The sequence below is a fragment of the Streptomyces sp. NPDC002851 genome, assembly GCF_053591935.1.
On sequence record NZ_JBSFUT010000006.1, the window covers coordinates 268,971 to 278,685 of the forward strand.

7 protein-coding genes are annotated in these 9,715 nt (G+C 71.0%); 3 read left to right on the forward strand and 4 right to left on the reverse strand.

Going from position 1 to position 9,715, the window contains the following annotated elements; translation table 11 throughout:
- Positions 1-20 precede the first annotated feature (20 nt).
- From ACWD10_RS09670 to ACWD10_RS09680, 3 genes are all read right to left on the reverse strand, one after another.
- Positions 21-1,277 (reverse strand): putative T7SS-secreted protein, encoded by a 1,257-nt coding sequence (locus ACWD10_RS09670; RefSeq protein ID WP_451088779.1) that lies wholly within the window; start codon positions 1,275-1,277, stop codon positions 21-23.
- The gene (locus ACWD10_RS09675; protein ID WP_451088781.1) at positions 1,274-1,597 is read right to left on the reverse strand and encodes a hypothetical protein; all 324 of its coding nucleotides are present in this window, start codon (positions 1,595-1,597) and stop codon (positions 1,274-1,276) included. The genes ACWD10_RS09670 and ACWD10_RS09675 overlap by 4 nt, the downstream gene beginning before the upstream one ends.
- Positions 1,598-2,341: 744 nt before the next feature.
- A complete protein-coding gene (locus ACWD10_RS09680; RefSeq protein ID WP_451088783.1) occupies positions 2,342-3,325 on the reverse strand; it encodes a GlxA family transcriptional regulator in 984 nt (327 codons plus the stop codon).
- Positions 3,326-3,497: 172 nt separating this feature from the next.
- Here ACWD10_RS09680 and ACWD10_RS09685 point away from each other — a divergent pair, with 172 nt between their 5' ends.
- The 3 genes from ACWD10_RS09685 (at position 3,498) to ACWD10_RS09695 (ending at position 7,661) form a co-directional block, all read left to right on the forward strand.
- Entirely contained in the window at positions 3,498-4,136 is a 639-nt protein-coding gene (locus tag ACWD10_RS09685; RefSeq protein WP_451088785.1) for an HD domain-containing protein, read from the forward strand.
- A gap of 113 nt (positions 4,137-4,249) precedes the next feature.
- Positions 4,250-4,729: a nuclear transport factor 2 family protein gene (locus tag ACWD10_RS09690; protein ID WP_451088787.1), complete on the forward strand. Its 480-nt coding sequence runs from the start codon at positions 4,250-4,252 to the stop codon at positions 4,727-4,729.
- A gap of 388 nt (positions 4,730-5,117) precedes the next feature.
- Positions 5,118-7,661, forward strand: a complete 2,544-nt coding sequence (locus ACWD10_RS09695; protein ID WP_451088789.1) for an ATP-binding protein — start codon at positions 5,118-5,120, stop codon at positions 7,659-7,661.
- Between the two features lie 75 nt (positions 7,662-7,736).
- Here the strand turns inward: ACWD10_RS09695 and ACWD10_RS09700 are convergent, their stop codons facing one another.
- Positions 7,737-9,575: a hypothetical protein gene (locus tag ACWD10_RS09700; RefSeq protein ID WP_451088822.1), complete on the reverse strand. Its 1,839-nt coding sequence runs from the start codon at positions 9,573-9,575 to the stop codon at positions 7,737-7,739.
- Between the last annotated feature and the right edge of the window lie 140 nt (positions 9,576-9,715).

Below are 9,715 nucleotides of genomic sequence, written 5' to 3' on the forward strand. Positions count from 1 at the left end.
CGGCACCTTCCGTTGCGTGGTCACCTAGTTGCCTTCTTTGCTTCTTCTGGGTCGAGGTAAGCGGGGACCTCGTCCTTCCCAGGGCCTGGCGTCTGGTCGCCAGGAGCGACATATTTGCCGGATTCAATGATGTTCTGAGCCGCCCCACCCGGCCCAAAGCCCACCGCGTTCCCCATCCAGTTGCCGGTGAACTGCATCACTGAAGCGGTCATTTCCATGCCGCCCATGGCCCGGCCCGGCTGGGTGATCACCGTCTTGAAGAACCCGGCAGTCCCCGGTCCGGCGATCTTTGTGAGTGCCTTGCCGGCAGCGAAGGCGCCGCCGCCGAAGGCGAGGCCCGCGGCGTCGAGGAGGACCGTCTCGTCCGTGAGGGCCTTTGTGAAGCTCCCTGTCGTACCCACTGCCATGAGGTAGTGGCTGCCGAGGGCGAGCGCGCCGAGGCCGAGGGCGATCGGTCCCAGTACGGGGAAGGCCAGGGAGAGCAGACCCACGATGGCGCTCAGCGTGCCAGCGATGTCGCCGATCATCTTGAAGAGCCAGGCGTTCTCCTTGAGGAACTGCTTGATCTCCGCCATCGCCGCGTCCAGGGCCTTGCCGATGAGGTCGTCCAGCCGGCCAAGGGCCTCACCGATCTTCTCAAGCCAGCCCGGCTCGTTGGGAGCGATGTCCAGGGCCCGCTTGAGCCTGTCGGCGATCTCCTCGCCCCGCTCGCGGTACGTGTCGGCCAGGTCTCGGGCCTGTCGGCGGATGTCCTCAAGGGCCTCTTCGGTATCGCCCGCGGCTTTCTTCGCGTCGCCGCGCCGTTCCTCAAGGCGCTTGCGCTCCTTCTCCTCGGCCGCGCCCTTGGGCTCGCCCGAGGGGGTGTCGCCCAGCGCACTCAGCGCGCCCTTGGCTTCTTCCGCCCGCTTCTTGGCGGCCTGGGCCAGTTCCTCAAGCTCGTGGGCGCGTTTCTGCTTGGGCTTCATGTACGAAGCCCAGTCCTCCAGCGCCGACGCGGAGCGGGAGAACGAGTCCTCGGCCTTGTCGATCTTCGGGCGGAAGTCGTCGTCGAACTGTTCGCGGAACTTGTCCGCGGCCTTACCGCGCCATTCGCCACGGCCGGTGCCGCGCAGCACCTGTTGGATGTCGCCGAGGGCCTTCGCCGCGCGACGGACCGAGTCGGCGATCCAGTCGGCCGAAGCCCAGTCACCGGGACACGGGTTGAAGCCGAGGGCGGGGAAAGCTGCCTTGTCCTGCTCGCTGTGGCCCGGCTCGAAGGAACCGTACGAGTAGCTCACGCTGCCCCCTTGCCCTTGCCGGAGCCACCCTTGCTGCCCTTGCTCAGAGCGGCCTCAAGATCGCGGTCGAGGTCCGCGAACGACTTCTTGATCTTCTTCAGGGCTTCCGCGGCGGCATCGGAGAACTTGGCCAACTCCTTGATGCCGTAAGACCACTCCTCCCCGAACTCGTTCATCCGATCGGAGAGTTTCCGCACACCCATGTGGGAGGCCTTGACGTACTCCATCTCCTCGCCGGGCTTCTTCAGGATCCGAGAGATCTTCCGCAGGTCCTTGCGAGTGCTGTCCAGCATCTCGTAGTCGATGTACAGATCGGACATCTGCTTCCCCCCGTGAGCTCGTCATACGTTCAACGCGGGGATCACCCTAGGTGCAGACATTGACTGCGGAGCACTGAGCCCCTGGTCATGAGCGGTTTGCCCGCCAAGATCCTTTCCGTGCTCGGGCAGGGAACCGGGGATCGCCCCCCGGCTCACCACCCTGTGAGCAGCAGGCGGTTCGGGGCCTCCGCCGTCGCCGTCGTCGAGTCCAATGCCGTAGAGCCCCTAGTCATCTGGCGAAGTGCGGGCGCTTCGGGTAGCAGAAGTCGGCTGCCAGGGCCAGTGCGCGCAGAGGACGGCCAGGCCGTGCACCAGGCGGGTCACGTTGCGCGGTTCGTCCAGCCGGCGCGGGCCTGCGTGCCGGGGAACAGATGCGTGGCGGGAAACAGGGCGATGGAGCCGAGCGCGGTCAGGGCCAGCGGGACGGCCATGACGGGCAGGCTGGGGCTCGCCTGGCGGCAAGGGCGGCCCGCTCGCCCCCAGTTGCGCGGGCGGCGGGCGCAGGAACGCGCATACCGCGATGGGCGTAGCGTGCCTGCGTGCACGTGATGGACGATCAGGCCGCGTAGCCGGACCGGCAGGAGGGCCCTCTCCGCCAGGTCGAGGGCCGCAGCGCGTCGCCCAGTACCTGAAACCACATCGCTGGCATAGCCCCAGGGTTGACGCTCCCGGAGCGGACAGTCAACGGCTGGCCCGGGCTCGGCCGGGGTGACGCGGCCGAGCAGGTCGCCCAGCACGTCGGCGTCACCGTGACTTGGGCGCCGTGGTGCGGAACCGTGCGCGGTAGGCGGAGGGGGTCACGCCCAGATGGCGCAGGAACACTCGGCGGAGGGTCTCGTCGCTACCGAGGCCGCTGCGATGGGCCGCGGAGGTGACGGTCTCGCCCGCGTCAAGGAGTGTCTGGGCGGCTTCGAGGCGTACCGATTCCACGTAGCCGGCGGGTGTGTTGCCGATCTCCTCGTTGAAGAGCCGGGTGAGATGGCGGGCGCTGAGCCCGGCCCGCCGGGCGAGTTCCGGCAGCGAGTGATCCGCCGCCGGGTCGCCGGCGATCGACTTGAGCAGTGCGGTGAGTGTGCTGTGGCGCGGTGTGGGGGTACGTGCGGCGACGGAGAACTGCGACTGTCCGCCGGGGCGTTGGAGGAAGACCACCAGGTCACGTGCGACTTCACGGGCGAGATCGGGGCCTTCGTCGGCTTCGACGAGGGCCAGGGCCAGATCGAGTCCGGCGCTCACGCCTGCCGAGGTGTAGATCCGGCCGTCCCGTACGAAGATCGCGTCGCCGTCCACGTCGATGTCCGGGTGGCGCCGCGCCAGCGTCGTCGCGAACCGCCAGTGCGTGGTGGCGCGTCGGCCGTGCAGCAGACCCGCCTCGGCGAGCGCGAAGGCGCCTGTGCAGACGGACGCGGTGCGCCACGACGCGGAGTGCAGTGTGCGGACGGCGTCGAGGAGGCCGGCAGGCGACAGCTGTTGCGGGAGTCCGGGGGAGCCGGGCACGACCAGCGTGTGGATGCGCCAAGGCGGGTCGTCGACCGGGTCCGTGAGCAGTCGGGTACCGGCCGATGTGGTGACGGGCCCGCCTTGCGGGGACAGCAGGGTCACCGTATAGCGGGCGCCCAGGGCAGCCGCCGTGGTGAACACCTCCAGCGGAGCAGTGACATCGAGCAGGCGCACACCGTCGTAGGCGAGTACGGCGATGGTGCGGGGGTTCGGGCGTCCACGCGTGCTCATGGACCCAGGCTAGCGCCGTGGTGTGTCCAGATGTGTGGGATACGTGTCCCGATGGACATGGTGGCCGGACCGGCGGGAGCGGCAGGCTGAGGAGACCGGAGTAAGCCCGGGAGCAAGCCCCGGGAGTGAGCCTCGGGAGCAAGCCCCCGGAGCAACCGACGAGGAGCCGTCCGTGCCGACACGCATCGCCGACATCGAGATTCCCGACAGTGCGCTCGCCAAGGAGGCGACCGAGCTCGTCCGCGACACCGCAGGCCCGCTGCTGTACGACCACTCGCGCCGCGTCTTCCTCTTCGGCGCGCTGCGCGGCCGCCGCCGCGGCCTGGCCTTCGACTCCGAACTCCTTTATGTGGCAGCCCTGTTCCACGACCTGGGGCTCACGCAGGACTACGCCGCATCCGAGCAGCGCTTCGAGATCGACGGCGCGGACGCGGCACGCGACTTCCTACTGCGGCACGGCCTGACGCCCGAGCACGCACGGACCGTGTGGACGGCGATCGCCCTCCACACCACCCCGGAGATCCCCTACCGGATGGAGCCCGAGGTGGCCCTGGTGACCGCGGGCGTCGAACTCGACGTGCTTGGGCTCGGGTTCGACGAGATCACGGACGCACAGCGGGACGCGGTCGTGGCCGCGCACCCGCGCTCGGACTTCAAACGCCGGATCCTCGCGGCGTTCACCGAGGGCATCGCACATCGCCCTGCCACCGCGTTCGGCAACGTCAAGGCCGACGTACTCGCCCACTTCTCACCCGGCTTCGTCCGTACCGACTTTGTGACCGTCATCGAGAGCTCGCACTGGCCTGAGTGATCAGGAACTTTGAGCCATCAGGAACTTTGAGTGATCAGGAACCCGGAAAGGGCACGCATATGTCCAGAACATCCCGTCCCGAAACTTCCCGTCCCGAACCCTCCGGTTCCGGCATGTCGAGCTCCCCTCCGGACGCCCAAGCCCGGCCTCCCGTACCGCCGTTCAGCGAGGCCGACGCGCTCGCCAAGGTGCAGGCCGCCGAGGACGCGTGGAACACCCGTAACCCCGATCGGGTCGCGCTCGCCTACACAGTGGACTCGGTGTGGCGCAATCGCGACGCCTTCGTGACCGGAAGAGAAGAGATCCGCCGATTCCTCGCCGAGAAGTGGCGCAGGGAGCTCGACTACGCCCTGCGCAAGGAGCTGTGGTCCTTCGGCGACTACCGGATCGCCGTCCGCTTCCAGTACGAATGGCGGGACACGTCCGGCGGGCACTGGCGCTCCTACGGCAATGAGCTGTGGGAGTTCGACGCCGCGGGTCTGATGCGGCGGCGCGAGGCGAGCATCAACGACGTGCCGATCCGAGCGGAAGAACGACGCATCCTGGGGCCTCGACCGCCGCAGCAGCGTGGGGTTCCGCTGCCACTTGCGTGACGCGGAAGTGACCCGGAAGGGGCGCGGAAGCGCGTACTGGGACCGGCCCGGCTCAGCCGGTCCCAGTACGCGGAGGGCGTCCTCATCAACCTGACCACTCCCCGGGGCGCGCCTCGGGTGGTCGACCGGTGGAGTGACAGTTCCCGTTGCAGATCGGCGGAGCAACCGCCCCCGCCCGCGCCCGCCCCCGGAATCTGCTGCGCCGATGCACGAGGCACGAAGCACGAAGCACGAAGAGGATGTTCAGCCCCTGACGCGCACCTGGGGGCGGCAGCTGGTCGCGGCGCGTACGACGGCGTGCGGGGTACCCAACCCCAGGTGATCCTCTCTACGGTGGTCTTCCGTCTCCGGTGGACCGTACCGGGCGGGACAGAACATAGGGGGATGTGTGGAAGCCGAGTTGACGGCCCTGGCGGCATCGGCGGCAACCGCTCTGGTCGGGCTCATGGTGACCGAAGGGTGGGGGCAGGCCAAGGCTCGGGTGGCGCGGTTCTTCGCGCGGCGCCAGGGCAGTGGCGACAGCGGCGAGGACCGGGACGAGCTCGACGACGCGCGGCGGGAGCTCGAGGAGGCGCGGGGGCGCGGAGACGACGCGGGTGCCGCGCGCGTGGAGGCCCTGCTGCGGGAGCGGATCGGAGAGCTGCTCACCTCGGAGGCCGGGGCCGAGCACGAGCTGCGGCGGCTGCTCGCCGAGCTCGGGCCGCCCGCGGCGCAGGCCGCCATCAGCGGCGGAGCACAGTACGGGCCGGTCGTGACCGCCGCGAGCATCCAGGGCGGGATCACCTTCACGGTGCCGCCACCGCCGGAGACCGGTTCCGCGGTCAAGCCGGACCAAGTTCCCGCGCAGACCGTCAACTTCATCAACCGTACGGCCGATCTCTCCGTCCTCAGAAGGTGGTTGGCGGGCGACGGCGGCACCTCCTCCCGGGTCGGGGTCTCGGTGCTCGACGGGCTGCCCGGCGTCGGCAAGACCGCGACCGCCAAGGAGTACGCCCACCGGTGCCGGGACCTCTATCCCGATGGCCAGATCTACGTCGACTTCGCCGCGCTGCGAGCGGAAGGGCACGGCGGCGGGGACGTGTCCGAGGCCGTGCGCAGCGGGCTGCGGGCGCTCGGCGTCGGCAACGAGCACATCCCGGAATCGCTCGCCGACCGCATGAGCCTCTTCCGCACCAAGTCCGCCGGGCGGCGGCTCCTCGTCGTCCTCGACGACGTGAACCAGCCCGCACAGGTCCGTGCCCTCGTCCCCAAAGAGCCGGGCAGCGCGGTCCTCGTCACCAGCAACGTCCGGCTCGGCGAACTGGCCGCCCTCGACGGCGCCCGCCTGCTGTCCCTGAGCCCGCTCGATCCCGACAGCGCCCTCAGGCTGCTCAAGGACCGGCTCAAGGACCGGGTTGAGGACCGGCTCGAGGACCGGGTCGGCGGACCGGGGGCCGTCGACGCGGAACTCCCGGCGGCCGAGCGGCTCGTCGAACACTGCGGCAGGCTGCCGGTGGCCCTGCACATTGTGGCGTCCAGGCTCAACGGCTCCCCCGGACTGTCGCTGAGCAGGCTGGCCGACGCCCTCGACGACGAACGTAACCGGCTGGCCGGATTGTCCCTGAGGGGGGAGATCTCCATGTCCGCGGTCCTCGGCGACGCCTACCGCCAGCTGCCGCCCGACGCCGCCCGCGTCTTCCGCCTCCTGGGGTGGCTGCCCGGCCGGGCCTTCGACGCGGGCACGGTGTCGGCGGTGGCCGACGTACCCACCGAGGCCGCCCGGCCGCTGCTCGCGCAGCTGCTCGACGCCAGCCTCCTCGAAGAGTGGCCGGACTCGGACGGCCGGTACCGCATGCACGACCTGGTCCGCCTGTACGCCCGCGAACGCGCCGACGAGGAGGAGCCCCAGGCCGAGCACCTGGCCCTGATCGACCGGGTGGCGGCCCACTACCTCACACTGACCGCCTTCGCCGACCGGGCGCTGCGCGCGGACCGGCTGCGCATCGCCGACCTCGAGCCCCTGCTCGCGCGGGCCCCCGACCCGTTCACGGCACCGGGCGCCCCCGAGCCGCTGCACTGGCTGGAGGCGGAACGGGCCGAGATCCTCGCCGCACTCAGGGAGGCCTCGCGCTGCGAACTGCACACCCGCGTATGGCAGTTGGCCGAGGCGTTCACCGCGCTCTTCCTGAACCACCGCCACCTGGGGGAGTGGCGGGAATCCCTGGAGCTGGGGGCCGCCGCGGCCGCCGCCGCCGTGGTACCGGCCGCCGAGGCGCGCCTGCGGAGCCTGCTGTCGCGACCGCTGATGGACCTGGGTGAGTACGACCGAGCGTGCGCCGAACTGGAGGCTGCCGACGCCTGCGCCGAGATCGCGGACCACACCGTGCTGCGGGCCTCCGTCCTGGAGTTCACCGGACGCTACTGGGACCGCTTCGACCCACCGCGGGCCGTGGCGTCGTACCGGCAGGCGCTCGAACTCAACACCAGCGTCGAGGAGGAGCGCGGTGCCGCGATCGCTCTTCTCTTCCTGGGGCAAACGCAGAGCGGCCTCGACGATCAGGGTGCGCGCCAGGAGGCACTGGAGTCCCTGCGCGAGGCACGTCGTCGCCTCACGGCTCTCGGGGACCGGCGGATGGCGGCCCGCGCGACGCTGGCCCTCGGCATCACCTACGCCCGGCTCGGCGACCCGGACGAAGCGGCCGCCTCGCTGCGCGCGGCCGCGGACGTGCTGAACGAGCTGGGAGCCCACCACTACGAGGCCCAGGCCCTGGTTGCGCTCGCCGACGTCGAGGAGCAGACCGGCGCGGGTCCCGAGGTCGTACGGGAGCACCTGGCCAGGGCGTTGGCGATCTACGAGGCCGGCGGCAGCCCGAAGGCCGAGGAGATCCGGGCCCGGCTCCGCCGACCTGGTGGCGACGGCGGCGACGGCGGCGGCAGTGGCGCCCTGGGCTGATCCCTTGAGCTGGTCTCTGGGGCTGGTCTCTTGGGGCCGGTCTTTTGGGGCTGATCTTTTGGGCTGGTGTCGGTTTCAGGGGGATGCGTCCGGCGGGGGTGTGCGCAGGGTCAGGTGCAGGTCGCGGCCGTCGCTGAGGCGCAGCGTCACCACGGTTCCCTCGGGGCGGCGGCCCGCCCGCAGGCACGTGTAGACGGCGGCGGCCGCCCACGCCGGGGCGGGTGCGGGCGCACCGGCCGCGACTCCGGCGGCCTCGACCGTCCCGGCATCGCGTATACCGACCCACGTCGCACCGGTCTCGTACGCGTCGCCGATCTGAGTCGCCGCGAGCAAACAGCCCGGAAACCGCGCCAGGGTGTCACGGATCCAGCGCTCCCCGGCGCTCGCGGACTCCGACGGCCGCTCGTGCAGCAGGACCGAGGCGCTCTCGGTCAGACGGCGGTCGGGTTCGTCCGTGCGGCAGGCCAGGTGTGTGTCGGGCGCGTTGCCGGTTTCGTGCGCTTCGGAGGCTTCGATAGCCGCGCGCGTCCTGTGCGTCCCGTGCGTCCCGTGTGCCCACTGAGTCCCGTGCGTCCCCTGCGCCTCGTGCGTTTCGCGGGGCGTGGCGGTGGCGGTGGCGGTCGCTGCCGCCGGATAGCGGTGTACGTCGATACGCAGCCGCTCCGCGTCGAGCGAGGCCGTGCAGCGGACCGTCCAGGAGAGCACCTCGGTGGCGGGTTGCTCCGCCTCGGGGAGTACGCGCAGCGGAGCCGGGCCGTGCGTGGGCTCGGGAAGCCGGAGCAGTCGGTAGAGGGACGCGCGGAGCCGGGGCAGGGCATGGCCGGGCTCCGCGAAGGCATGTCGCGTCGTCAGCTCCGCCGAGCGGTCCGGGTCGTGGCCCTCGGCAACGCGCTCGACCTGGTCATGGAGGTCGGCCTCGGGGTCGAGGTGGGGCGTGCGGGCGCCGAGCGCCGCGATGGCGGTGCCGGGCACCGCATCGTCCCCGAAGGCCGCGAGCAGTACGGGTTTGCCGAGCGCCGCACCGTACAAGGTCACCGAGCCGTGGTCGCCGACGACCAGGTCGGCGGCGACGAGTCCGGCTCGCCAGGTGTGCACCGGCGGGAGCAGGATCAGGCCCGAGTCCAGCGCGGACGCCAGGAGCCTGCGCAGCTCCCAAGCGCCGTGCGCCGACCAGACGTTGGGGTGGACGATCGCCGCGACCCGGTACGCGTCGTACGGCAGCTCGGCGAGCAGCCGGGTGGGCAGGTCGGAATGCCGACCGAGCAGCGAGGTGCCGCCCCAGGTGGAGCTGACCACGACCAGGCGGTGGCGGTCCGGCACCCCCAAGGCCCGCCGGTACCGGGCCTTGCGGGGCAGCGAGGTGTGCAGCTCGTCGAAGCAGGGATCGCCTACGAGCAGGGTGTGACCGGCCGTCTTGGGGTGCGAGGCGAGCAGTTGCGCCTCCTGGTCCGGGTGCGAGACGGCCAGCCAGGCGCGTCCGGCCTCCAGGAGAGCATCGGGGACCACGCCGGAGAGCCGGGTGTGCGGAGTCCGGGAGTCCGGCACGTACTTCTGGAAGCCCACACCGTGCGGCAGGACCAGGACGGGGCACTCGCCCTCGGGCACATTGATGTTCTCGCTCGCGGATACGATCAAATCCGGCTCGTACCAGCCCAGTTGTTCCCAGGGCATGATGCGGCAGCCGGAGTCGCGGAGCAGGTCGAGGACGCCCTCGTTGAACGCGGACGTCGGGTCGTACGCGAAGACGAGGGTGATGCGAGGGTCGTCGCGCAGCAGGGTCGGCAGCGTCTCCAGGATCCGCGTGGCGGAGGTGACGGTGCGCACGGCGGCGACGACCGTCCGCTCGCCGTGGAAGGTGCTCCACCGCTGTGCGTCGTGACCGATGGGGACACGGAGGGGCTGGCTACTCTGCATGGCCACCCCGAAACGCTACGTCCCCCTCACCCGCATTCCGGCTCGCGGCTCGCGGCTCGCGGCTCGCGGCTCGCGGCTCGCGGCTCGCGGCTCGCGGCTCGCGGCTCGCGGCTCGCGGCTCGCGGCTCGCGGCTCGCGGC

What these genes read in the sequence shown, in the direction of transcription:
- ACWD10_RS09680 (WP_451088783.1), bottom strand. Translation starts at nt 3,325, where the DNA reads ATGAGCACGCGTGGACGCCCGAACCCCCGCACCATCGCCGTACTCGCC.
- ACWD10_RS09700 (WP_451088822.1), bottom strand. Translation starts at nt 9,575, where the DNA reads ATGCAGAGTAGCCAGCCCCTCCGTGTCCCCATCGGTCACGACGCACAG.
- ACWD10_RS09675 (WP_451088781.1), bottom strand. Translation starts at nt 1,597, where the DNA reads ATGTCCGATCTGTACATCGACTACGAGATGCTGGACAGCACTCGCAAG.
- ACWD10_RS09690 (WP_451088787.1), top strand. Translation starts at nt 4,250, where the DNA reads ATGTCGAGCTCCCCTCCGGACGCCCAAGCCCGGCCTCCCGTACCGCCG.